We start from the raw sequence: 23467 nt of genomic DNA on the forward strand, positions 1-23467 counted from the left end.
CACTATAATTAATGTGTATTGGGTCATAAATTTTTTGGGGGAAATTGAATGGGTAAAAAAAAGATCTACTTAAGTTTATTTTTATTAATGGCTATATTTATATTTGTTTTTTCAAACATAAGCTTCCAGTCTTATGCTGAAAAATCTACTGTATTAGCTGTAAAAAAATATTCTGGCTTTGTTACTAAGTCAGGTAAAATTTATTACTATAGTCCTACTACTGGTAAAAAACTAACAGGAGTAAGAACTATAGAGGGTAAAAAATATTATTTTTCAAAGTCTAGTGGGCAGGTTTTGACAGGACTAAGAACTATAGGTGGTAAAAAATATTATTTCTCAAAGTCTAGTGGACAGGCTTTGACAGGACTAAGAACTATAGGTGGTAAAAAATATTACTTCTCAAAGCCTAGTGGGGATGCCTTAACAGGATTTAGAACTATAGATAAGAAAAAATATTACTTTTCAAAGTCTAGTGGACAGGCCTTAACAGGACTAAAAACTATAGGTGGTGAAAAATATTATTTTAATACTTCTACTGGTCAGTCTTTAACAGGACTTAGAACTATAAATGGTAAAAAATATTATTTTTCAAAGTCTAGCGGACAGGCCTTAACAGGATTTAGAACTATAGATGGTAAAAAATATTATTTTTCAAAATCTAGTGGAGAAGCTTTAATAGGGCTTAGAACTATAGATGGGAAAAAATATTACTTCTCAAAATCTAGTGGACAGGCTTTAACAGGACTAAGAACTATAGGTGGAAAAAAATATTATTTTGATACTTCTACTTGCAAATCTTTTAGTGGATTCAAAAAAATTGATGGATGCACTTATTATTTTAGTGATAAAGATTTTAGTGCTCTAAGCGGACTTCAATCATTTGATAAAGACTTATATTATTTTAATGAAAATACTTTTGAAATGACTATCGGTAAAACTATAACCTACTGTAATATTAACTTTACTTTTGATAACAATGGCATTGCAAGTAGCCTAAAAATAAAGCCTGGCTTTGAAAATGATGAAAGAACAAATTTAATCTATAATGGATTTTCTCAATTGGGTCTTCCTTATGGGCCAACTGCTGAAGGTCTTTTAAGATGCAATACTTTTGCAGCTTATTGTTATAACTCTATTGGGTATACTGAATTAAATAATTTACGATCTAATATGCAAGCTAAACATGTATTAGAACAAGAAGAAGTAAGCTTTAGTCAGTTAAAAACAGGTGATTTAATTTTCTTTAATATGGAAAAGAGCGATTATTGTGACAATAATGGTGAGAATGGTACTTGTAGTAGATTAGAAGTTATAAATAATATAAAATACCATGTACATCATGTATCCATTTATCTTGGAGAAAATAAAATGCTTGATACTTCATCTTATACGGGATGTGTAAAAGTAAGAGATTTTGATCCAAATACGACTAGTACTACTTATTATCCTGTACTTTATGGAAACTTGCTAGATAAATAAAACTTAAAAACAAAGGCTTATATTATAAAGTAGCTTAGTTTTTCATTTAAGATGAATATCTGTTGAAATAAAAGAGATTATAAATAGATTTGTGTAAAAGTAAATCTATCTATAATCTTTTTTTAGCTTGGACTTTATCTATTTTTATAATAAACATTTTATGATTTTTATCATATAAATATAGTACGTAGAAGTTCTACTAAATATTATCAACATGGAGTGTACTATTATGGACAAAAATTGTGTAAATAAGTGTAATTCTTGCAACATGTCTTCATGTCAGGAGATAAAAGCAGATAAAACTTGTAAAAATAAAAAAGTTTACTGCTCTGGTAAAATGGACTCTTCATCCTGTCCTATGTTTGTTTTTCCTGTAAATTGTGAAGATTTTCAAATTTTTAATATTTTAAATTGCTCTATTGGCAAAATTGTGGGATTAAAATTAGAAGGAAGCGATTGTATATTAAAACTAAAAGTTTGCCAAGTTAACCACTGTGCTGTTATGGGTAAAACATCCTCTGGAAAAGGTCCTATCTATATTAAATTAAGTGCTATTCAATATGTAGATTTAGGTAAAGAAGTTTATATTAACCCATTATGTGGTGTTACTATTGGTGTTGGTGCTCAAGGTCCAGCATATCCTAAGTGCAAAAAGGTGATATAGATGCTACAAGGTCAAAAGATCCTAAGGGTGACATGGGATATATGGGTCCAGCAGGGCTAAAAGGTCCTAAGGGTGACATAGGATATATGGGTCCTGCAGGGCCAAAAGGTCCTAAGGGACCAAAAGGAGAAAAAGGTGACATGGGTCCAGCAGGCCCAGCTGGCATTCCTGGTGTATCAAGTAAAGGACTAAAAGGTGATATAGAGTCAACAGGCTCAGTTGATTCACTAGAGACTAAAAGGTGATATGGGTCCAGCAGACTCAGTTGATTCACAGGGACTAAAAGGTGATATGGGTAAGCAGGCTACCAGCTGGTCTACAGGGATCAGAAGGTGATATAGGACTACAAGGTCAAACTGGTGCACAGGGACTAAAAGGTGATATGGGTCAGCAGGCTCAGCTGATTCACAGGGACCAAAAGGTGATATAGGTCCAGCAGGCCCAGCTGGTCCACAGGGACCAAAAGGTGATATAGGACCACAAGGTCCAGCTGGTATTCCTGGTACTGTAGTTCCAACTCCAGTTCCTACTCCGGTTCCTGAATATGAATATAAGAAGAAAAAAAAAACAAAATAGAAATTAATATATAAAGAGAGTTTTTACTATTAAATTGAAACTTTATTTTAGATGTAGATAATTTAATTAATAAGTATATTATCTACATCTTTTTATTTTCCATAATTTAGTATGTAAAAAGAATAAAAACACCAAATAGGATAATTATTTGGTGTCAGTTAATTATATATTTAATTAGCAATCTTTGTGTTTACATGGTCTATGGCATCCGAAGTCACAATCTTCTTCATTATCATCTATAGAAACTAATACTGATTTATTAGAATTTATAAACAATATTTAATTATCTTGTTTTGCAAAATAATTCTTAGTCGCATATTCAAAAACGCTAAGCATATCATTCATAGCTGACTTTCCTTTGCTAGATTTAGGACAAACTATGTCAAATCCATGATAACAACCTTTGTACACAGAAAAGTATGTTTTTACTTCAGCTTTATTAAGATTTTTAATGTACTGAACAGTTTCATCATGAAAAGGCTCTATTTCTCCAACAAAAGAAAAAGTAGGAGGAAGATCAGAATAATCAACCTCTCTAGCAGGAGCTGCATACTTTGGAACATTGTTGCTTTCAAATAAATCGTCTAAATATAATCTCCATGCCAAAGAGTTATTAATAGAATTCCATATAGGAGCATTGTTATTTATAGATGAGTATGTATTCATTCTGTCATCTAACATTGGATACAATGGCATTTGAAAAGCAATATTTACTTCTTTAGTATCTCTTGCATAAAGACTTATGGCAGCAGTAATTCCTCCACCACAACTTTCTCCTCCAACAAAGAGTTGATCATCCCTAATTCCTAACTTATTTGCATTGGCTTTCATCCAACAAAGAATATCATAACAATCACTAAAGGCTGCTGGATATGGTTTTATTATTGAATGGGTATAGTCAGGAGCAACTATTACACAATTTGCAACAGAAGTAAAGTTCTCAAAATAATACATGTTTTGTTCTGGAATAAACATGGCATATCCTCCACCATGTATCCACAAAAGACCTGTTGCATTTGGTTTGAAATCAATTGGTTTGTATATACACACCCTGATTACTCCACCATCTTTCTTAGTAATATATCTTTCCTCACAAATCATTTTTTTACTATTCTTACCTTTATGTAATCTTTCTATTATTTTATTAGTCCTTTGAAAATCGTTAGGATTATTATAACGAACAAATTTACTCATGAGATTACCTTTTAAACGAAGTTGTTTGTCTATCATATCTGGTGTGACTTTCATTATGAACTCCTCCTTCATGAATAATAAAAACTTTCCTAAATTTATTTGTTATTATATATTGTATGGTGAAACGAGAATTATCATACTATTTGTATGGCAAAAAGCAATTTTAAGGGCGTATCTTTTTTGATACGCCCTTTTTAGCTTCTTATTTTATAAATTGTTTACTAAATAATTCCCAATCTATTTTTTATTTCAGGTAAATATTTTAGAAATTCAAAATAAAAGTCATCCTCTTCTTTTATCTTAATGCCATAACAGCTATCTAATAGAATTTTATTAAATTTCTCAACTTCTTTTTCATCTCTTACAAATTTTAAACGAAAAGTTAGAGCTTTAATAAATTTATACCACTCTAAGATAAATTGTTTATTTTTATCATAATTTTCAATTCCTACCCAATTTCTTACCTTAACATCTTTTAAATCTTTCTTAGGACAATTTCCTATTTGTAAAAAATACTTAAAGTCATTATCTTTGTATACTCTTCCAAGGGGGAATAAACGACAAATGTTTGGTCGTTTAGAATGAATCATGCATCTCCCTTCTTGGTCTAAAAAACTACAGTTTTTATTTTTATCCTGCATTTTTAAATATGGTAGTAAAATTTTATTATTTTGACGAAGTTCAATTTTATCTCCCAATAATTCATTAAACTCAATACCTAAATAGTTAACCATTTCATATATATCGAAAGGGGTAAGTACTACTAAATCTCCAACATCTTTGCAACAATCACTACATCCATTACAACCGCATGTATCTGCTTTTACCATATCTTCAATATCATATAGCTTTCCATCTGAAATTTCTTCTAATATATTTATAGATCTCATGTATTTTAATTTTCACTCCTTGTTTATATCTTTAATCATATTTTATTATACTAAAAATATTATTACAATTTAACATATTTATTAATACATAGAAACAAAATCTACTTTTAGTAGAGTTAGACTCTACGGAGCATAGATTACAAAGTGAAAAATTTTAGCATATACTTTTTATATAAGTTAAATTAAGAAAGAAGGGATACAAATGTTAAATGATAATTTTCATAAAATAGATTTGAAGAAGTGGGATAGGTATCAATATTTTTATTATTTTACAAAAATGTTGCCAACAGGATACAGTATTAGTATAAATATTGATATTACAAATGCTTATAATATGGTGAAAACTAAACAGAAAAAATTTTTTCCAGCTTATTTATACGTTGCTTCAAAGGTAATCAGTGAAATGAAGGAATTTAGAATTGCTTCTTTAGATAGTGAACTAGGCTATTATGAAGTTTTACATCCGTCTTATGCGGTTTTCCATAAAGATGATAACACCATGTCAAATATGTGGACAGAATATGATGCTGATTTTAATATTTTCTATAAAAATTATATGGATGATCAAAATAAATATGGTGATAATCATGAACCTATGGCTAAAACTGAAATGGCTCCACAAAATAACTTTATGATAGGAATGTTGCCATGGATAGAATTTTCTAGCTATACTCCTGTGCCCTTTGCACCTATGACTACCTATTCTCCTATTCTACAAGGTGGGAAGTTTTTTGAAAAAGATAATAGAAAAATGATGCCTTTTTCTATTACAGTTCATCATGCTGTGGCAGATGGATACCATGTGGGATTATTTTTAGAAAAATTCCAAGAATATATGAACTCACCTGAAAGTTGGATGAAATAACAAGTTCGTGAATCTATTGATAATAACTTAAAAAGAAGTATGGATAAATTCATATCCATACTCCTTTTTTATTTTATCTAATAAAATTGTTTGATATGAATTTAAAAGCTTCTCCACCAACTATACCTATAAAAATACTTAAAAACGTTCCTACTATAAATTTAACAGCAAAGTCTCTATCTTTAAAATCTCCCATCCTAGCCAGTGATTTTCCAGTCAAAAGTAATGCAATAGATGAGTAGTTATTACAAATAACTAATATTATAACTATACTACGCTCTAATATTCCAATATATCTACTTATATTTTCATCTTTCCTCTTAGCTTCATCATCGTCTTCAGTTATTGCGGGTTCTTCAATTTGTCCATTGAACTCATCTTCTTCTGCTATTATTTCTCCATTATTCAACGCAAAACAAGTAATGGCTCTATTGATACTATACACTAATCTATTAATGGATTCTTCTTTAGTATCTTGTTTGATGGTCTGTTGTTTAATATTATTAAATGCACTTTCAAAAAATAAATCAATAAATAATTCACCACATCTCACCGTATAAATAAACACGATCATGAATAATAGGATTTTGTAAAGTAAAATTTGATCTATATAAGTTATTGAATTTAAATTATTTAGTTTTGAATTTGTACATATGAAAATAGTAACTACTAAGTGAAGTACTTGATCAATTAAAAATAGAATATCTTCTTCAAAGCCTATATTAAATATCTTTTTATCAGAAACTAAGTTACGTGTTTTTAAAGTTTTAAACTTATTTTCATCTGTTACAACTTTAAGAGTCCAACATTTTAATATATCAATTATAATATGTATTATTGAAATTAAAGATGTATATGCTATAACCCTTATAAAACCTATGTGCTTACTATATAAAATACTCATAGTCACAGTAAATGGTATATATATTTGTGCAAAATGAATTAAATTACCAATGCACTTTTTATTTAAAGAGCTTTTGTCTTTTCTAAGCTCTACTGTTCCACTTCCTTGTAAATATACATCACAAAAAAGTGTAACTAATATTGAAATTAATAATGCTTCCAAACCTTACTCCTTATTTTTAAAATATAACTGTATTATTCTTTTTAAATCATCTTCAGCTTGTTTTATTTTTTCAAAGTGCGCAGTTTTACAGTTATTTGATATGGCTTGTCTACTTTTGCCTATTGCATTTCCTGCTTTTTCATAATTTTCGTATACTTCATAAGCATTTATAGATTCCCATTTTGAATCTGACCATTCGTTTATAATAGTATCCATTAACATGTATAGGCTATTTCCTATAATGTTAAACTGTTCATTGGGGGAGCATATGTATGTCATTCTTTTTTTGTTTTGTATTTTTACTTTATCTAGAGCTTCTCTTGCTTTGAAAAAAGCTTCTCCATTCATATTCCATGAGTTATCACTTTTTTCAGTATGTATTCCTCCAATACCAACGCCAATTCTTATTTTTAATGGTCTAAAATAATATCTTAATTGTCTAATTACTTCTATTATATTAATAATATCAGAACAAAATACTTGAATTTCATCTCCTCTTGATATGGATACATTTGTAGAAATGATATTTTTACTTTGTAGACTCATGGTTATTTTTTGTGCCTGTTCTGTCAAAAATATATTTAGTACTTTATCTTCATCATAATAAATATTTTTTGACTCTAAAAACTTTAATATATCTTTATTACTTTTTTTAGAATTTATAACATCTGCTGTAATTACTGCACATAAATAGTCCATATTTATCCCCTCCTTTCATTATTAATTATAATCGTATACAAGAAACTTGTCCACACTTATGTCAATCAAAACATATAACATTTGGACAATGTTACGAATTATAATTGACAAATCATTATAATTATCAACAGTTTCGTCAACTAATATACTTAACATAAAAATTACCGTCTTATTAAAAACTCTTTTATTTCTTTGTATAATTTATGTTTGCTAATTTTGCTTGTTTACATAAATCCTTAACTTGAAGTTTGTACATCTTCTTATCCTTTATAAAGTATGTTCCACATTGTCTAAATTCAAAGTCAACATTGGCTTTTATACATTGATCTCTAATATCCAGCACCCAGTCATAATTTAGAGGCCTTGCATTATAATCTGATTCTCCACCTACTACAACAAGTTCAATATCATTCAGATATTTTTCAATATCTATCTTTTCTAGTAGAGGTTGAGCTATGATACATTTATGTTTTATAGGTAAATCTTTAAAAATAGATAATTTATAATCAACATTTTTTTGATTTTCTATGGTACAACATACAATTACATTATCATAACCATCCTTCCAGTCTTTTGGAATACAATTTTTAAATCTATCTATTCTTTTTGTCAAAAACAAGAATTTTAAATCACTTCTTTCTTTTATCATTTTCCAACATTCATCTCTCCAGGTATCTGCCTCTTCAATTAAAAAATCAGAAGAAAAACATACATATACAGTACCTGATTTTATTTTATAATTTCCGTTTTTAAATTTTTCTATAGGTTTGTAAAAATCATTAGTTTTGATTATTTCGTTAGTATTTATATTTCTTTTATAATCTCCCTTATGAATATAGCAATATTTACAGCCATCGCTACATTTTTTACAACCTCGCCAAGGATTCCACATAGCCATATAAATTTCCTCCATAAAATACTTATTTACATTTATTATAATATGAAAAATCCACTAATTTATTAAAACTAACAAATTAGTGGATTTATTTAGACTATATTTTTTTAAGGTATTCTATTACTTCATCTATTATCCAATCAGGTGTGGAAGCTCCTGCAGTTACACCTGCAACTTTGAATTTTTCTAACTTACTTTTTTCCAATTCTTCTTTTGTTTCAATTGAAAAAGTAGGTACTATATCCTTACAGATATTTACTAGTTTTTGAGTATTAGAACTATGTTTTCCTCCAATAACTATCATACAATCAACTTCTTTTGCTAAATCATTGGCTGACAGTTGTCTTTCTTTTGTAGCAAAGCAAATTGTATTCTTAACTGTTAAGTCTTTTATTTTACTTTCTAACTTGGAAACAATTTTATCAAAAGATTCTAAGTTAGCAGTTGTTTGGCTAACAACACAGTACTTATGGCCACTGTTAAATGATATATTATCAACTTCTTCTTCACTATTTATTATTATAGCTTCGTTATCACACCAGCCGTTAATTCCTATTATTTCTGGATGAGTGGCATTACCAACTATTATAATTATATAACCTTTGTTGGAAAACTCTTTAACAATATCGTGTATTTTTTTTACAAATGGACAGGTTGTATCTACTATATCCATATTTTTTGATTTAGATTCAGTATATATTTTTTCACCAACACCATGAGATCTGATTATAAGTTTACAATCGTTAGGGATTTTATCTAATGAATCCATCTCCATTAGTCCTTTTTCTTTATATCGATCTACGGCTTGTTTATTATGAATAAGGGGACCTAGAGAATATACATTATCACTAGTCTTGTTTTCTAGTTCATCCCAAGCCATGTTCATAGCTCTTTTAACTCCAAAACAAAATCCCGCATTTTCTGCTATTCTAACCTCCATAACAAATCTCCTATCTTTTAAAATAATTATCTTTAATTACTTCGAGTACATCTCCAGATAATCTTTCATAATCGTCTGTACTTAGCTTTTGTTTATAATATTCTTCAAATGAAATTGGTTTATCAATGTAGATTGTAACCTTATTAAATATTTTATAATTTGATATTATTGATATAGGAACTACTTTAGCCTTTCCTTTAACAGCAAATAAAGCAAGACCTGCTTTGGCATCACCAAATCCATCTCCTTTTACTCTAGTTCCTTCTGGAAATATACCAACAACATAACCTTCTTTTAACTTTTTTAGAATAGTCTTTATTGTAGATATTCCTGGATTTTCTCTATCTATAGGTATAACATTTAAATTACTCAATATTTTACCTAATATTTTATTTTTAAATAATTCCTTTTTTCCTATAGGGGCAACTGTTCTGTTTTTTATAGCAGCTGCTATAAAAATAGGATCTAAATTTGATTTATGATTAGCTGCTATTATTAAGTTTCCTTCATTAGGAATATTTTCAGACCCTATTACTTCATATTTGTAAAATACTTTACTATATATAGTAAATAAACTAAAAACAAATTTATAAAAACTCAAATATATCTCTCCCTTATTTAATTTTATTTAAAACTGATTCAACCACATCATCTATACTTTTACCTGTAGTATCTATTTCTATGGCATCTTCTGCTTTAACTAGAGGAGCAAACTCTCTAGAAGAATCTATCTCGTCTCTTTTAATTATATCATCTATTACATCTTCAAGCCTAACTTCAACACCTTTTTCTATTAATTCTTTATATCTTCTAGCTCCTCTTTCTTCAGGTGTAGCTATAAGGAAGAATTTATAATCAGCACTTGGAAAAACATACGAACCTATATCTCTTCCATCAAGTATTACAGAATTTCTTGTTCCTATTTCTCTTTGTACGTCTACCATTAAGTATCTAACTTCTTTTATTTTTGCAACGTTAGATACATTACTAGTTACTTCTATAGTTCTTATCTCTTCATTTACTACTTTTCCATCTAAGTATATATTGTTTTCTTTGAAGTCTATTTCTGTTTTCTTTGCTAATTCTACTACTTCATCTTCATTTTCTATATTTATTTTATTTTGTAAACATTTTAAAGTTATAGCTCTATACATAGCACCTGTATCTATGTAGTTTATGTTTAACTTGTCTGCTATTATTTTTGCTATTGTACTTTTTCCAGCTCCTGCTGGTCCATCTATTGCTATTACTAAATTATTCATATTATTTCTCCTATTTTGTTCTTATTTAAAGCATCTTAGCTTAAGCTATAAACTTATACCTGCTAAATAACCTGTTGAAAAAGCTATTTGAAGATTATATCCTCCAGTTTCTGCATCTACATCTATTACTTCTCCTGTAAAATATAAGTCTTCTATTAATTTAGACTCCATTGAAGAAGAATTAATTTCTTTAACCGCTACTCCACCACTTGTTACCATGGAAGCTTGTATTCCTAAAGTTGAATTCGTAGTTAGCTTCATGTTTTTTATATAATCAATAATTTTATTTTCATTTTCTTTAGTTAACTCATTAGGCTTTGTTTCACTAAGATTTAATAAATCTAAAATCTCTTTTAAAAAGTTAAGTGGTAATATGGATTTTAAGTTGTTTGCAATATTTTTATTAGGATTTTCTCTCATAATTTTGCTTATTTCTTCTCTAGTCACATCTGGTAAAACGTCAATGTTTAATTCTACAGGTTCATTTTCTAAGATTTTATTAATATAAGATGATATGATAAGTACTACTGGTCCTGTTATGCCAAAGTGAGCAAAGAGCATATCTCCTCTTTTGCATATTTTTTTCTTTTTAATTTTACATGATATTTCTATATCTTTTAAAGATATACCCTGTAATCTTACTGTCCAATCTTCTTTAATTTTTAAAGGAGATAAAGCAGGATAAGTATTAGTTACAGTATGACCATGTTTTGATAATATTTTATACATTGTTCCATCAGATCCAGTTTTAGAATAACTTTTTCCACCTGTTGATATTATTACCTTGTCTCCAAGGACTTTAGTATTATTATCTAAAACAACACCTTCTATTTTATTGTTTTCATTTATAATTAAATCTACTACCTTGCTATTATAAAGTACTTTTATATTGTTTTCTATTAATAGTTCTTTAAATTTGTTGATAAGCTCAGTTGCCTTATCACCTTTTGTATAGACCTTATAGTCATTATGTTCTTCAACTTTGTACTCAAGGTTACTTTCGTCTAAGAAGCTTAATAAGTCTTCATTGGTAAATGAATAAAGAGCGCTGTATAAGAACTTTTTATTAGTTACAACTTTATCAAAAAAGTCTTCGATATATCTTTTATTTGTAATATTACATCTTCCACCACCAGTAAGCTTAAGCTTCTTTCCTAACTCTTCATTTCTCTCTATTAAAGTAACTTCATGAGAGTTTTTAGAAGCTACAAGTGCTGCCATCATTCCTGATGGACCTCCACCTACTACTATTACTTTTGACATTATTTTCTCCTATTCTAATGCACTATTTTCTAGTTTATGATTAGTTTTAATATGGCTTGTATCGTTAATTTTTATAACAACTGGTCCATAATCTCTAAACTCAATCACATTAAGTGCAGTATTTCCTTGATTAATTCTATAGATATTTTCCATACCAGAATTTAAAACAGAAAGAAGTATTACTCTTGCTGTTACAGAGTGAGTCACAAGTACAATATGTTTTCCATCATATTTTTCATTTAATTCATCTAAAAATTTATCTGTTCTTTCTTTTATAATTTGAAGAGTTTCTCCTCCAGGTATTTGGGCAAGGTGTGGCTCATTTCTCCAAGTATGATATATGTCCTTATATTCTTCTTGAATTTCTTTTATTAAAAGACCTTCCCATGCTCCAAAGCCCATTTCTCTAAGACCTGAAGTTTTAATCACATCTAAATCAAATTTATCACTTATTATTTCTGCAGTTTCTACTGCTCTACCAAGATCACTTGAATATATGTAATCAATAGGATATTTAATCATGCTGTCAGCTAGTTCTTTAGCTTGATTAACACCTTTTTCAGTTAAATTTGAATTACCATGACCTTGAGTTTTTCCTTTTATATTCCATTGTGTTTGGCCATGTCTAACTAAATATATAGTATTCGTCATTTTTGTCCTCCTCATTGAAGTAAGATTAATTTATTCATTCTAAATTTTTATTATATCATAAATATTAAAAAAGGTTAAAACACTTTAATAGTATTTTAACCTTTTTTGTATACAATTAAATTATATTATTGTAGTTTTTGTGAATAAAGCCTATAGTATTAACTTATTTTTTAAAATTACATACTATTTTTCAATATACTTAAAAGTTAATCCTTTGTCCATAGATATGAAATTAATTACTTTATCATTATCTCTAAGCTTTACTGGTAACATTATAGTATCTTTTTCAAACTTAAGATTAAGAGGAGTTGCATAGTCACAATTATAATCAACTGGAAGTTTTATATTAAGTTTTTCCCAAGTAATTCCCGAATCATCAGTTCTGTATACCGTTGGATTGTTGTCACTTTCATATCTAAATCCAATAAATCCAATATTCTCATCTAAAAAGCCCACACCTGTGATTATCCTTGGATAAACTTCATTCGTATTGCCAATTTCTTTGAATGTTTTGCCACCATCTGTAGTTATATAAACATAACTAAACTGTTTACCCATGGCAACATCCGTAGTTATAACACAATATCCATTATCTTGACTACTAAATCCTATAAATAAATCTCCTTCTTGATAAGCACCTTTCAACTCAACCTTATTCCAAGTTTTTCCTTTATCGTCTGTAACAGTTATTAATACATCTGAATTATAATTAGATACAAAGGCTGTCTTTTTATGGCTTATGTAACAAGTATTTTCTTTTAATTTATTTTCGTTGTAATTAATATTTGAAATTAAATACTCATTTGATATAGGCACATCAATCCAAGATTTCTTTTTATTGTAGCTTAATCCAAGTCCACTTGGATGTATTTGATAGTATATACCTAGGGTCTTTTTAGCTTCATTTATTTCCATATCATCTTCTATTTCACTTAAATTCTCTTTTTCCTTTTTATTATTAGAGTAATTAACTAGTTTTAATCCTTCTATATTTACAGTATTTCCCTCTTCAACCAATTTATATTTTCCATTAACATCTTTTTTAATTCTCATTGTATGATAAGAGGATGTATAATCATTTTCTCCATTTACATCTACGTTTACTTCAAAATAAACCATGCCTACAAATTCATTTTTATCTCCTGCAACTATGACTGTTTCATTATTTTTATAAATTGCTTTCATATTTAGCTCTTCGTATTTTTCTTCACCTTTTTTAGTGTACTCATTGAAAAAATCATTTGTAATTGTAACTAAATCATTCATTTCATATCTTTTGTATAAGTGATATCCCGTGACAAATAAAATCATTAGGATGATTATAGATATTATTATTATTAATATAGTTCTTTTCTTATTTTTCATATTCTACCTACTTTATATAATTACTTTTTTCTTTTATTAAATTTATAAACTTACTTTTTTCAATTTCATTATGAAAAGCACTGGTAGGAATTATAATTATGGGATTGAATTTTTGAATACATATTACAATCACATCACATTCTTCATAAATATTGTCAAATGCTTTTATATTGTACTCAGTATGTTGTGATTCTCCATCATATATGATTTTATCTTCAACGACTTCTATTGTTTTTTCTCCAAAAGTTGATGTACCAAGTTCCATAAGCTTATCAATTAATTTGTCTATACTTTTCTTTGATAATTTGTTAAGTAGTATTGTGATAGTTATACTTAAAACAGATATTATTAAGACAGGTTCTAAATAGAACTTAATTCCTATATTATAAAAATCAGAAAGTTTGTATAAATAGTACAAGCTTAAAAATAGTATTACTGCCATAGAAGTTATATAGAGCATTGCATTTGCTTTTACTGACCTTTTACGATACTTCTCATATCCTTTTATATAATATTCACGACAATTGCTATATTTTATTTCCATATATATTCCCCCTTAGATTTATTTACTCTTTTATATATTAGACTATGATTTAATGAAAAAAGTTTTGATTTTATTATAAATAATATACAAAAACTGTTAATTTAATTATAACTTAATTAATACTTCTATGTATAGATAAGTCTAAACACGATTAAATACAATAAAAAATATGTATAAAGTTCCATTTTGGATATCTTTATACATATTTTTATTTATATAGACTCTATTTAACTTTTATAGATATATTATCATTATCATTCTCTCCATCAACTAATATAGTACATCCATTGCAAATTTCTCCAGCAATCATTCTTCTCGCTATCATAGTTTCTAAAGTGTTTCCAATATATCTTTTTAGTGGTCTTGCACCATACACTGGGTCATAACCTTCTTTAACCATAATATTTTTAGCTGCATCTGAAATTTCTATTGTGATGTCTTTGTCTTTTAATCTGTTTGATAATGCTTTTACAAAGATGTCGATAATATTTTTAATTTCTTCTTTATCTAAAGCTTTAAACATTATTATGTCATCTACTCTGTTTAGAAATTCTGGTTTAAATCTTCTCTTCATTTCAGCCATTACAAGATCTTTTGTTTTTTCTGTAATATTGCCTTCATCTTGTAATAAGTAACTACTTCCTATATTTGATGTCATTATAATAATTGTATTTTTAAAGTCTACAGTTTTACCTTTGTTATCAGTAAGTCTACCATCATCTAGGATTTGTAAAAACATGTTAAAAACATCTTCGTGAGCTTTTTCTATTTCGTCAAATAGAATTACTGAATAAGGAGCACGTCTAACAGCTTCTGTTAATTGACCGCCTTCTTCGTAACCTATATATCCTGGAGGAGGTCCTACAAGTCTAGATACTGAGTGTTTTTCCATATATTCAGACATATCTATTCTTATTATGTTTTCTTCGCTATCAAATAAAGTTTTAGCTAGAGTTTTAGCAAGTTCTGTTTTACCAACACCAGTAGGTCCAAGGAATATAAATGAACCAATTGGTTTGTTTTCGTCTTTTAGTCCTGCTCTTGCTCTTATTACTGCGTTGGCTACAGCAGTTACAGCTTCATTTTGTCCTATTACTCTTTCATGAAGCTCATCTTCTAGTTTAAGAAGTTTTTCTCTTTCTCCTTCTACTAGTTTTGTGACAGGTATACCTGTCCATTTAGAAACTATTTCTGAAATTTCATTTTCTGTTACTTCTTCTTTTAATAAAGCATTATCATAACCAGATTTCATTTTTTCTTCTAAGCCTTTGATTTGTTGTTCAAGTTGTGGAATAACTCCATATTTTATTTCAGCAACTTTATTAAAGTCATATTCTCTTTCGTATTTTTCCACATCACCTTTAGCTGCATCTAATTTTGATTTTAAGTTTTTAATCTCACCTATAGAACCTTTTTCTTTTTCATACTTAGCTGTCATTTCATCATCTTTAGATTTAAGCTCTGCGATTTCTTTTTTAAGCTCTTCTAGTCTCAACTTACTTTTTTCATCATTTTCTTTTAATAGTGCTTCTCTTTCAGTTTCCAAAGTGAATAATTTTCTTCTTACTATGTCAAGTTCCGTAGGAAGGGAATCTATTTCACTTCTTATCATGGCACCAGCTTCGTCAATTAGGTCTATTGCCTTATCTGGCAAGAATCTATCTTGTATATATCTATTAGAAAGTTTTGCAGCAGCTACTATAGCACTGTCATGAATTCTAACACCATGATGTATTTCAAATCTTTCTTTTAAACCTCTAAGGATAGATATTGTATCTTCCACCGTAGGTTCATCAGCTATTACTGGTTGGAAACGTCTCTCTAGTGCTTTATCTTTTTCAATGTACTTTCTGTATTCATCAAAAGTAGTAGCACCTATACAGTTAAGTTCCCCACGAGCAAGCATTGGTTTTATTAAGTTACCTGCATCCATAGAACCTTCTGTTTTACCAGCACCAACTATTGTGTGTATCTCATCTATAAATAATATTATTTTCCCTTCTGCACTTTGTACTTCTTTAAGAACAGCTTTTAGTCTCTCTTCAAATTCACCTCTGTATTTGGCACCAGCAATTAGTGAACCCATATCTAGTGAGAAAATTATTTTATCTTTTAAGCCTTCTGGTACGTCACCTCTAACTATTCTTTCAGCTAAACCTTCTACTATGGCAGTTTTACCAACACCAGGTTCACCTATAAGTACTGGATTGTTTTTAGTACGTCTAGATAAAATCCTTATGACTCTTCTTATCTCTTCGTCTCTACCTATAACTGGATCTAGTTTATGTTTTTTAGCAAGTTCTACTAAGTTTGTACCAAATTTAGCTAGTGCATCGTAAGTTCCTTCAGGATCTTGACTTTCTACTCTTTGGCTACCTCTTACACCAGATAAAACTTGAAGAAAATCATTTTTATTTATATTGTACATGTTTAATATTTTTTTTACGTTTGAAATAGAAGTCATTTCCATAATAGCAAGCATTACATGTTCCACACTTATGTAGGAATCTTTAAAGTCTTTTGAAATGTGTTCAGCTTTTATTAATACTTCTTCAATGTTTCTAGATGCAGTTACACCTTGTGAATTAATTCCTTCTCCATAAATTTGAGGAAGCTTGTCTAATTCTTCATTAATGCTACTTCTAAGAGCAGTAACAGATATATTCATTTTTTCTAAAATATTAGGAATTAAACCGTCTTCTTGATTTACTAAAGCTGAAAATAAGTGAATTACATCAACCATTTGGTTATGATGCTTAACAGCTTCATTGTAAGCTTCATTTAAACTTTTTTGAACTCTAACAGTCATTCTTTCAATATCCATTAAAATCCCTCCTTTAATATTGCATGATTTAAATTTGAGTAAAGCAAATTTTTTATAAAGCTAACCTCAAAAAATATTATAGAACTCTTACGAAAAAATTTCCATTAAATTTAAGTATTTTTAGTATACATTTTTGTAAACATTTATAATTAAAATATGACAAACTAGTTAAAATTTCCTACTGTCATATGGCCAACGAAATATCTTGGCTCATCCTTTGAGCTACAGTATGACCGAATTATCAGTTGCTTAAAAAAGAAAGAAGCTTTCACTTCTTTCTTTTTTTAAGGTAATATTACCTTATTTATCTTGCTGTTTTCTGTGACTACTAATAGGTCTTGCTGTGTTTTGAGATACAGATCCTGTTTTTGAAGGTCTAAGTCTAGGTTCTAAATTTAGCTCTTCACCAAGTTCTAATTTGAAGTGTGGATTTTTCTTATCATTTCTGTTGTATCTAGTTTTGTCATCTTCTCTTTTATGTTTATCTTTAGCCATTTTGTCCTCCTTAGATAGATACATATTAGTTATAATTTTTCCAAAATCATAACTAATATTCTTTATTTAATAAGCTCTGTTTACAAAGATAGTTATATTCAAATAAATTTATATTTAATTAGATATAAGCTGATAGCAATCTAATTATGAAATTTATAATAATGGTTATTATATTTAGTAATAATAAAATTTAAATAATTTACGAATTAAAAGTGAAAAAAGGAGGTTATGGTGAATAATAAAGCCACTATTAATATACCAAAAGATAAGGGATTAGATAATACAATTAATTTATTAAAAGAGGGTTATCTATTTATATCAAATAGAATGAATTTATATGATACAGATATATTTGAAACGCATATAATGGGACAAAAAGCAATTTGTATTACAGGGGAAGAAGCTGCTAAAATATTTTATAATCCAGACTTATTTCAAAGAAAAGGCGCTGCACCTAAAAGGATTCAAAAAACTTTATTTGGTAAAAATGCCATTCAAAGTAAGGATGGTATATGTCATATTAAGAGAAAATCATTATTTATGGAAATGCTTTCACAAGAGGAATCTGAAAAATTAGCGCAATTAGTAAAAAAAGAATTAATCAACTCAATATATAACTGGGAACAAAAAGGTGAAGTTGTACTTTTTAAAGAGTTAAGCGAAATCATATGTTATGTAGCCTGTAATTGGTCAGGAATATCTATAAATAAAGCTGAGTCAAAATATAGAGCTAAGGATTTTCTTAATATGATTTATAGTTTTGGTTCAATAGGATCAAGATATAAGAAGGGTAAAAAAGCACGAAAAGAAAGTGAAGTTTGGATTGAGAATATAGTTAAACACGTTAGAGGCAAAAAGTTAGAAGTTGATAAAAGTACACCATTATATAAAATAAGTTTTTATAAAGATATAGATAATAAGTTATTAGATGACAAAATGGCAGCCATAGAAATAATAAATACTATACGTCCTATTATTGCAGTGTCTACTTACATAGTTTTTGCTGTTCTTGCATTATATACTCACCCTCTATGTAAAGAAAAGCTTATAAAAAATGAAAACAAATACTATGAAAATTTTGTTCAAGAGGTACGCAGATTTTATCCTTTTACACCTTTTGTTGGTGCTAAAGCAAAGAAAGATTTTTCATGGAATAAATATGAATTTAAAAAAGGAACTTTAGTTTTCCTTGATGTTTATGGAATAAATCATGATCCACGTATTTGGGATGATTCTGAAATATTTAGACCAGAGAGATTTGAAAATAGAGAAAAAAGTTTATTTGATTTTATACCACAAGGTGGTGGAAATCCAGCTATTACCCATCGTTGTCCAGGAGAATATGTAGTAATAAATATCACAGAAGCAGTACTTGATTTTCTCCTAAATTATATTGATTTTGATGTGAATAAACAGGATTTAAGTTATAATTTAAATAAAATTCCAACGTTACCTCGAAGTGGATTCATTATTAGCAATATCAAATCTAAATCATAGGTTCTTTATAAAAGTATATATTACTATAGTTTCTAAATAAATCATAAAATAAATAAGCGGTAAATCTTAATCAATTTATCGCTTATTTTTTATTCTTATTAAATTAAAAAGTAAATTAACTATTAGCTTAATATAATTTTAACTTAAAAAGGCATCTACTATAACTTCTTCAGCTTCCTCTTCACTTAAGCCAAAGGTTTCAAGTTTTAAAAGTTGTTCATTATTAATTCTTCCTATGGCAGCCTCATGTACTATTTGTGCATCTGTATGATTTGCCTGAATCTCTGGAATAGAGCTTACTTTAGCTTTATCCATAATTATAGAATCACATTGAACATGAGCTTTGCAATTGTCATTTCCAATAGCTATTGGATGAAATACTTGAACAGATTCATCTTTGGCAACAGAACGAGATATAATTTGTAAGATGGAATTTTCTCCATTTAGATTACATCTCACATTTGAATGAGCAACTTGATCGTCATGAGTCATTAATTTTTCATTTATTATTAATTTTGCTCCCTTTCCTAAAAATGCCTCTGTTTCTCTTTTAGTTGAATCAACTCCTTCTATTTGAGTCATATTCATTTCACAATAAGAGTCTTCATCCATATGCACTATAGTTGTTGGGTTTAATATTCTTTTGCTCTCAGAACTTCCCTCACCATAATGTTTTTCTCCGTATTTTATTTTAGCATTTTTTCCTATGTAGAAAGTATGTATACCATCATGTTCACTAGTACCGCATCCATCATTATGAATACCACATCCTGCTACAATAGTTACATCTGCATTTTCTCCAATATAAAAATCGTTATATACTAAATCATTAACATTATCTTCTGTTATTATTACAGGTATATGTACAGTTTCATTTTTAGTGTTAGGTTTAACTGTAATGTCAATCCCTGGTTTATCTTCCTTAGGAGTTATTATAATATTTTCACTAGATCTTCTCTCCACACCGCATCCATTGCTTCTTAGATTGAATGCACCATCAACTTCTCCAGTAATATCTGCTATAGTTTTTAATAAATTTTTAATCATTAACTCGCTCACCAGTAAGTGCCACCTCCTTCATTTGACATAGACAATTTTTCATATCACCTTGTAATAAAGGTAAGACTTTGGATTTTGTGCCTATATTTTGAATTTTTCCATCAGAAATTATTATTAATTCATCTGCTAAATCTATAATTCTTTCTTGGTGAGATATTATGATAACACTTTGGTCACTGCTTTTTTTGAAATTTGTAAAAGTATCTACAAGCATGGAGAAACTCCATAAATCAATTCCTGCTTCTGGTTCATCGTATATTGATATTATAGAATTTCTTGCCATTAATGAAGCTATTTCTATTCTTTTTAGTTCTCCACCTGATAAAGAGTTGTCTACATCTCTTTTTAAGTATTCTCTAGAGCAAAGGCCTACTTTAGATAAATATTCACAACATAATTCTTCTGATAGATTTTTACCAGAAGCTAATTGTAACATTTTCTCAACAGTTACCCCTTTGAATCTAGGTGGTTGTTGGAAGGCATAACCTATACCTAGTTTTGCTCTATCTGTTATATTTAAGTTGGTTATATCAATACCATCAAATAGAATTTGACCACTACTTGGTTTTTCTATTCCCATTATAATTTTTGCCAATGTGGACTTTCCTCCACCATTTGGCCCTGTTATAACTAAAATCTTTCCAAAATCAATTGTAAAGCTTATATTATCTAAAATAGTGATTTCTTCATTACTGTCTAAAGCTTTAACTTTAAAAGATATATTCTTTAGTTCAAGCATTGTAAACATTCCTTTCTAAGATTGATTATTATAAGTTTTTGAGCAACGGAGTTGCCTGAAGTGGTAACAAAGGCATCTCGTTGGCGATATGAGTTTATCGAATTTTTAAATCTTTTATAAAATCTAATACTTTATCTTTCTCTGTTGCCCATGAAGTAACAAGTCTGATAACTGTATGATTTTCATCGTATTCTTCCCAAGTATTAAATGAATATTTTTCCCTTAACTTTTCTATAGATGAATTAGGTAGTATAGGGAATATTTGATTAGTAGGTGATTTAATTAATAATTTATAGTTTTCTTCAATTAAAGCATCTTGGATTAGGGCCGCCATTTCATTAGCATGTTTTGCTAAATTGAAGAATAAATCATCTTTAAATAATTCCATAAATTGAATTCCAAGAAGTCTTCCTTTTGCAAGTAGAGCACCTTTTTGTTTTATATTATATCTAAAATCTTGTTTTAGTGAGTCATTGCAAATAACAAGTGCTTCACCAAATAATGCTCCATTTTTAGTTCCACCTATATAAAATGCATCACAAAGATTAACTAAATCGCAAAGCTCTAAATCATTTTCCTTGCTTGTTATTGCTGATCCCATTCTAGCTCCATCTATAAAGAATAACAAATTCTTTTCTCTACAATATGTATATAAATCAATTAATTCTTGTTTTTTGTATATTGTACCAATCTCTGTTGAGTTAGATATGTATACTAGTTTTGGCTTAACCATATGTTCATCAGTATGTATCTTTAATATTTTTTCTATCTTATCTATAGTTAATTTTCCATTATTACTTGCAGCTGTAATAACTTTGTGACCACAAGCTTCGATTGCCCCTGTTTCGTGTACTGCAATATGTCCAGTATCTGCAGCAATGGCAGCTTCATATTGTTTTAAAAAAGAAGATATACATATTAAATTAACTTGAGTACCACCTGGTATAAAGTGAATATCTATTTTTTCATTTTTAAGTACATTTTTTAGTATATCCTTTGCTTTTTCACTATATTCATCAAGTCCATAGCCTGAACTTTGTTTCAAGTTACTTTCTAAAAGTGCTTTTAGTATATTTTCGTGTGCACCTTCACTATAATCATTTGTAAAACTGTACATAACTACCTCCAAAATTAATATATTACCTACAATTAATATTATACAAAATTTGCTATTGTATCTACATATATTTTAATTCATATGTATATTTCTTATTTTCAATAGATTTACAAGAAGCGTAATATAAGAAAAGAGTAGATTTGTCTACTCTTTTCTTTGATATTTTGAGGAAAGTGAATTTTTTATTCTAAGGTTTTAGTATATTTATTATATTCAGTTTCGTCCTTAGGAGCTACAACTTCTCCACTTTCTAGTTTCTTAGTTACTTCTGCAACATAGTCTAAAACATCTTGTGGAACTAATTTAGATGTTGAATCAGGTATACCAACAGCACCTTCTTTAAGTCCATACTTTGTTTCTCTTCCACCTTCAAATTTATTTTCTATAAATCTTATTGCCGTTTCATATACACCAATATCCACCCTTTTTATAGCAGAAGTTAAAACATTATCAGAAGCTAAATCACTTTGGTCTCTATCTACACCAATAGCATATTTATTTGATTCTTTAATAGCTTCTATGGCACCAGTTCCCACATCACCACCAGCTATAAATATTACATCAGCATCATTTGACATCATTTGATTTGATATTGCTTTTCCTTTTGCTTGGTCAGAAAATGAGTTTGCATATTGACTTTGCAATTTACATTTAGTATTTGCTGTTTTTACACCAGCCATATAACCATATTTAAATGTATTTATAACAGACATATCCATGCCACCAATAAATCCAACATTATTTGTTTTTGTCATCTTACCAGCTATTAAACCTACTAAATATGCTGATTGTTCAGCTTTAAATAAAATTGACTCTACATTAGAAGGAATTTCTTTATATGTTTCATCTACAATTACAAATTTTTGATCAGGATAATTCTTAGCTGCTTTTTCAATTGTTGGAGCTAATTTTGATCCAACACCTATTATTAAGTCTGTTCCGTCATCCACAAGAGTTTCCACATTAGTAGAGTAATCAGCATCTTGTTTTGATTCTAAATATTTAACTTTAACACCTAAATCCTTTTCTGCTTTTTGTAATCCTTCCCAAGCACTTTGATTAAAGGAATGGTCGTTAACACCAGCAACGTCTGTAATCATTGATATAGTATATTCTTTTTCTTCAGAATCGCTATTATTAGTAGAACTATCCTTTTTAGTAGTACATCCTGTCATGCAAGTAGTTAACATTGACGTAACCATAGTTATTGCAATGAATTTTTTTAATGTCATAAAACTACCTCTCCTATGTTTAGTTATATTAAATATAGATCTTATATAAATTTCTTTATCTATAGATAATTTAAGTATTTATTACAATTCTAAAGTTATTATTTCCTAAATATAAAAAAAAATCCTTTTATCATTTGTTCATCATAATAGA

General features: G+C 28.5%; 24 protein-coding genes. 6 read left to right on the forward strand and 18 right to left on the reverse strand.

The genetic code is table 11. The features are described 5' to 3' along the window. Window positions 1–48: 48 nt before the first annotated feature. From TVTCOM_RS10470 to TVTCOM_RS10485, 4 genes are all read left to right on the forward strand, one after another. Window positions 49–1479, forward strand: coding sequence for a hypothetical protein (locus TVTCOM_RS10470; protein WP_434796218.1), 1431 nt, complete (start codon window positions 49–51; stop codon window positions 1477–1479). A 229-nt stretch (window positions 1480–1708) separates the two neighbouring features. Further along, window positions 1709–2143, forward strand: a complete 435-nt coding sequence (locus TVTCOM_RS10475) for a hypothetical protein (protein WP_434796219.1) — start codon at window positions 1709–1711, stop codon at window positions 2141–2143. Then, the gene (locus TVTCOM_RS10480; protein WP_434796220.1) at window positions 2125–2388 is read left to right on the forward strand and encodes a hypothetical protein; all 264 of its coding nucleotides are present in this window, start codon (window positions 2125–2127) and stop codon (window positions 2386–2388) included. The genes TVTCOM_RS10475 and TVTCOM_RS10480 overlap by 19 nt, the downstream gene beginning before the upstream one ends. 41 nt (window positions 2389–2429) lie before the next feature. Further along, a complete protein-coding gene (locus TVTCOM_RS10485; RefSeq protein WP_434796221.1) occupies window positions 2430–2573 on the forward strand; it encodes a hypothetical protein in 144 nt (47 codons plus the stop codon). Between the two features lie 425 nt (window positions 2574–2998). Here TVTCOM_RS10485 and TVTCOM_RS10490 read toward each other — a convergent pair whose 3' ends face one another. Beyond that, complete coding sequence (locus tag TVTCOM_RS10490) at window positions 2999–3967, reverse strand: alpha/beta hydrolase (RefSeq protein ID WP_434796222.1); 969 nt, start codon at window positions 3965–3967, stop codon at window positions 2999–3001. 167 nt (window positions 3968–4134) lie between these two features. Beyond that, window positions 4135–4803: a YkgJ family cysteine cluster protein gene (locus TVTCOM_RS10495; RefSeq protein WP_434796223.1), complete on the reverse strand. Its 669-nt coding sequence runs from the start codon at window positions 4801–4803 to the stop codon at window positions 4135–4137. A gap of 202 nt (window positions 4804–5005) precedes the next feature. Here TVTCOM_RS10495 and TVTCOM_RS10500 point away from each other — a divergent pair, with 202 nt between their 5' ends. Beyond that, window positions 5006–5668 carry a CatA-like O-acetyltransferase gene (locus TVTCOM_RS10500; protein WP_434796224.1) on the forward strand — a complete coding sequence of 221 codons (663 nt, stop codon included), beginning with the start codon at window positions 5006–5008 and terminating at the stop codon, window positions 5666–5668. Window positions 5669–5741: 73 nt separating this feature from the next. On the opposite strand, the gene TVTCOM_RS10505 is transcribed toward TVTCOM_RS10500, so the two are convergent. The 12 genes from TVTCOM_RS10505 to TVTCOM_RS10560 all read right to left on the reverse strand — a co-directional run bounded on the left by TVTCOM_RS10505 (window position 5742) and on the right by TVTCOM_RS10560 (window position 17672). Further along, window positions 5742–6734, reverse strand: coding sequence for a DUF3307 domain-containing protein (locus TVTCOM_RS10505; RefSeq protein WP_434796225.1), 993 nt, complete (start codon window positions 6732–6734; stop codon window positions 5742–5744). Window positions 6735–6737: 3 nt separating this feature from the next. Then, window positions 6738–7433, reverse strand: a complete 696-nt coding sequence (locus tag TVTCOM_RS10510; protein ID WP_434796226.1) for a SatD family protein — start codon at window positions 7431–7433, stop codon at window positions 6738–6740. Between the two features lie 184 nt (window positions 7434–7617). Continuing rightward, complete coding sequence (locus TVTCOM_RS10515) at window positions 7618–8331, reverse strand: DUF5131 family protein (RefSeq protein ID WP_434796227.1); 714 nt, start codon at window positions 8329–8331, stop codon at window positions 7618–7620. 94 nt (window positions 8332–8425) lie between these two features. Then, window positions 8426–9268 carry a 4-hydroxy-3-methylbut-2-enyl diphosphate reductase gene (locus tag TVTCOM_RS10520; RefSeq protein WP_434796228.1) on the reverse strand — a complete coding sequence of 281 codons (843 nt, stop codon included), beginning with the start codon at window positions 9266–9268 and terminating at the stop codon, window positions 8426–8428. 10 nt (window positions 9269–9278) lie between these two features. After that, the gene (locus tag TVTCOM_RS10525) at window positions 9279–9869 is read right to left on the reverse strand and encodes a lysophospholipid acyltransferase family protein (RefSeq protein WP_434796229.1); all 591 of its coding nucleotides are present in this window, start codon (window positions 9867–9869) and stop codon (window positions 9279–9281) included. Window positions 9870–9882: 13 nt separating this feature from the next. Next, on the reverse strand, window positions 9883–10530 hold the full coding sequence (cmk, locus tag TVTCOM_RS10530) for a (d)CMP kinase (protein ID WP_434796230.1): 648 nt from the start codon (window positions 10528–10530) through the stop codon (window positions 9883–9885). Window positions 10531–10575: 45 nt separating this feature from the next. Continuing rightward, window positions 10576–11793, reverse strand: coding sequence for an NAD(P)/FAD-dependent oxidoreductase (locus TVTCOM_RS10535; protein WP_434796231.1), 1218 nt, complete (start codon window positions 11791–11793; stop codon window positions 10576–10578). 9 nt (window positions 11794–11802) lie between these two features. Continuing rightward, window positions 11803–12444 carry a histidine phosphatase family protein gene (locus TVTCOM_RS10540; RefSeq protein ID WP_434796232.1) on the reverse strand — a complete coding sequence of 214 codons (642 nt, stop codon included), beginning with the start codon at window positions 12442–12444 and terminating at the stop codon, window positions 11803–11805. A gap of 183 nt (window positions 12445–12627) precedes the next feature. After that, entirely contained in the window at window positions 12628–13809 is a 1182-nt protein-coding gene (locus tag TVTCOM_RS10545) for a WD40/YVTN/BNR-like repeat-containing protein (RefSeq protein WP_434796233.1), read from the reverse strand. Window positions 13810–13816: 7 nt separating this feature from the next. Then, complete coding sequence (locus tag TVTCOM_RS10550; RefSeq protein WP_434796234.1) at window positions 13817–14353, reverse strand: hypothetical protein; 537 nt, start codon at window positions 14351–14353, stop codon at window positions 13817–13819. 223 nt (window positions 14354–14576) lie between these two features. Then, entirely contained in the window at window positions 14577–17177 is a 2601-nt protein-coding gene (gene clpB / locus TVTCOM_RS10555; protein WP_434796235.1) for an ATP-dependent chaperone ClpB, read from the reverse strand. A gap of 300 nt (window positions 17178–17477) precedes the next feature. Next, window positions 17478–17672, reverse strand: coding sequence for a hypothetical protein (locus tag TVTCOM_RS10560; protein ID WP_434796236.1), 195 nt, complete (start codon window positions 17670–17672; stop codon window positions 17478–17480). Between the two features lie 231 nt (window positions 17673–17903). Between TVTCOM_RS10560 and TVTCOM_RS10565 the strand changes: the two genes are divergently transcribed. Continuing rightward, window positions 17904–19169, forward strand: coding sequence for a cytochrome P450 (locus TVTCOM_RS10565; RefSeq protein ID WP_434796237.1), 1266 nt, complete (start codon window positions 17904–17906; stop codon window positions 19167–19169). A gap of 138 nt (window positions 19170–19307) precedes the next feature. On the opposite strand, the gene TVTCOM_RS10570 is transcribed toward TVTCOM_RS10565, so the two are convergent. The 4 genes from TVTCOM_RS10570 to TVTCOM_RS10585 all read right to left on the reverse strand — a co-directional run bounded on the left by TVTCOM_RS10570 (window position 19308) and on the right by TVTCOM_RS10585 (window position 23316). Next, entirely contained in the window at window positions 19308–20216 is a 909-nt protein-coding gene (locus TVTCOM_RS10570) for a SufB/SufD family protein (protein ID WP_434796238.1), read from the reverse strand. Next, on the reverse strand, window positions 20209–20967 hold the full coding sequence (locus TVTCOM_RS10575; protein WP_434796239.1) for an ABC transporter ATP-binding protein: 759 nt from the start codon (window positions 20965–20967) through the stop codon (window positions 20209–20211). The genes TVTCOM_RS10570 and TVTCOM_RS10575 overlap by 8 nt, the downstream gene beginning before the upstream one ends. Window positions 20968–21061: 94 nt before the next feature. Next, the gene (locus TVTCOM_RS10580) at window positions 21062–22084 is read right to left on the reverse strand and encodes a threonine aldolase family protein (RefSeq protein ID WP_434796240.1); all 1023 of its coding nucleotides are present in this window, start codon (window positions 22082–22084) and stop codon (window positions 21062–21064) included. 182 nt (window positions 22085–22266) lie between these two features. Further along, the gene (locus tag TVTCOM_RS10585; protein WP_434796241.1) at window positions 22267–23316 is read right to left on the reverse strand and encodes a BMP family lipoprotein; all 1050 of its coding nucleotides are present in this window, start codon (window positions 23314–23316) and stop codon (window positions 22267–22269) included. Window positions 23317–23467: the final 151 nt, after the last annotated feature.

Origin of the sequence: Terrisporobacter vanillatitrophus, assembly GCF_051148895.1 — a bacterium.
GTDB lineage: Bacteria > Bacillota > Clostridia > Peptostreptococcales > Peptostreptococcaceae > Terrisporobacter > Terrisporobacter vanillatitrophus.

Excerpts from the sequence above, each read along its gene's own strand:
- TVTCOM_RS10470 (WP_434796218.1), top strand. The coding sequence starts at position 49 with ATGGGTAAAAAAAAGATCTACTTAAGTTTATTTTTATTAATGGCTATA.
- TVTCOM_RS10475 (WP_434796219.1), top strand. The coding sequence starts at position 1,709 with ATGGACAAAAATTGTGTAAATAAGTGTAATTCTTGCAACATGTCTTCA.
- TVTCOM_RS10490 (WP_434796222.1), bottom strand. The coding sequence starts at position 3,967 with ATGAAAGTCACACCAGATATGATAGACAAACAACTTCGTTTAAAAGGT.
- TVTCOM_RS10495 (WP_434796223.1), bottom strand. The coding sequence starts at position 4,803 with ATGAGATCTATAAATATATTAGAAGAAATTTCAGATGGAAAGCTATAT.
- TVTCOM_RS10500 (WP_434796224.1), top strand. The coding sequence starts at position 5,006 with ATGTTAAATGATAATTTTCATAAAATAGATTTGAAGAAGTGGGATAGG.
- TVTCOM_RS10510 (WP_434796226.1), bottom strand. The coding sequence starts at position 7,433 with ATGGACTATTTATGTGCAGTAATTACAGCAGATGTTATAAATTCTAAA.
- TVTCOM_RS10515 (WP_434796227.1), bottom strand. The coding sequence starts at position 8,331 with ATGGCTATGTGGAATCCTTGGCGAGGTTGTAAAAAATGTAGCGATGGC.
- TVTCOM_RS10520 (WP_434796228.1), bottom strand. The coding sequence starts at position 9,268 with ATGGAGGTTAGAATAGCAGAAAATGCGGGATTTTGTTTTGGAGTTAAA.
- cmk (WP_434796230.1), bottom strand. The coding sequence starts at position 10,530 with ATGAATAATTTAGTAATAGCAATAGATGGACCAGCAGGAGCTGGAAAA.
- TVTCOM_RS10535 (WP_434796231.1), bottom strand. The coding sequence starts at position 11,793 with ATGTCAAAAGTAATAGTAGTAGGTGGAGGTCCATCAGGAATGATGGCA.
- TVTCOM_RS10540 (WP_434796232.1), bottom strand. The coding sequence starts at position 12,444 with ATGACGAATACTATATATTTAGTTAGACATGGCCAAACACAATGGAAT.
- TVTCOM_RS10545 (WP_434796233.1), bottom strand. The coding sequence starts at position 13,809 with ATGAAAAATAAGAAAAGAACTATATTAATAATAATAATATCTATAATC.
- TVTCOM_RS10550 (WP_434796234.1), bottom strand. The coding sequence starts at position 14,353 with ATGGAAATAAAATATAGCAATTGTCGTGAATATTATATAAAAGGATAT.
- clpB (WP_434796235.1), bottom strand. The coding sequence starts at position 17,177 with ATGGATATTGAAAGAATGACTGTTAGAGTTCAAAAAAGTTTAAATGAA.
- TVTCOM_RS10560 (WP_434796236.1), bottom strand. The coding sequence starts at position 17,672 with ATGGCTAAAGATAAACATAAAAGAGAAGATGACAAAACTAGATACAAC.
- TVTCOM_RS10570 (WP_434796238.1), bottom strand. The coding sequence starts at position 20,216 with ATGATTAAAAATTTATTAAAAACTATAGCAGATATTACTGGAGAAGTT.
- TVTCOM_RS10575 (WP_434796239.1), bottom strand. The coding sequence starts at position 20,967 with ATGCTTGAACTAAAGAATATATCTTTTAAAGTTAAAGCTTTAGACAGT.
- TVTCOM_RS10580 (WP_434796240.1), bottom strand. The coding sequence starts at position 22,084 with ATGTACAGTTTTACAAATGATTATAGTGAAGGTGCACACGAAAATATA.
- TVTCOM_RS10585 (WP_434796241.1), bottom strand. The coding sequence starts at position 23,316 with ATGACATTAAAAAAATTCATTGCAATAACTATGGTTACGTCAATGTTA.